Origin of the sequence: Sphingomonas yabuuchiae, assembly GCF_001477495.1 — a bacterium.
GTDB classification, from domain to species: domain Bacteria; phylum Pseudomonadota; class Alphaproteobacteria; order Sphingomonadales; family Sphingomonadaceae; genus Sphingomonas; species Sphingomonas yabuuchiae_A.
In genome coordinates this window covers 1-586 of record NZ_LDTF01000170.1, presented here as the reverse complement: position 1 = coordinate 586, position 586 = coordinate 1, and the positions used below count along the sequence as shown (strand labels likewise).

The 586-nt window shown below is 60.1% G+C and carries 1 protein-coding gene; it reads left to right on the top strand.

Annotation, left to right across the window (positions count from 1 at the left end):
* Positions 1 to 586 (top strand): DEAD/DEAH box helicase family protein (locus NS355_RS17905; protein WP_167345499.1); only part of this gene is annotated, 586 nt, incomplete at both ends.

Below are 586 nucleotides of genomic sequence, written 5' to 3'. Positions count from 1 at the left end.
CCGCGCGGGCGACAAGGATCAGGTGCTGCTGGGCGTCACCGGCTCGGGCAAGACCTTCACCATGGCCAAGGTGATCGAGGAATTGCAGCGCCCCGCCCTCATCCTGGCGCCCAACAAGATCCTGGCGGCGCAGCTGTACGGGGAGTTCAAGAACTTCTTCCCCAACAACGCGGTCGAATATTTCGTCAGCTATTACGACTATTACCAGCCGGAAGCCTATGTGCCGCGGTCCGACACGTACATCGAGAAAGAAAGCTCGATCAACGAGTCGATCGACCGGATGCGGCACTCGGCGACGCGCGCGCTGCTGGAGCGCGACGACGTCATCATCGTCGCCTCGGTCTCGTGCCTCTATGGTATCGGCTCGGTCGAAACCTATTCGGCGATGATCTTCGACCTGAAAAAGGGCCAGAGCGTCGACCAGCGTGAGATCATCCGCAAGCTCGTCGCGCTCCAGTACAAGCGCAATGACGCCGCGTTCATGCGCGGCAATTTCCGTGTGCGCGGCGACAATCTGGAAATCTTCCCGTCGCACTATGAGGATTCGGCCTGGCGCATGTCCTTTTTCGGCGACGAGATCGAGGAA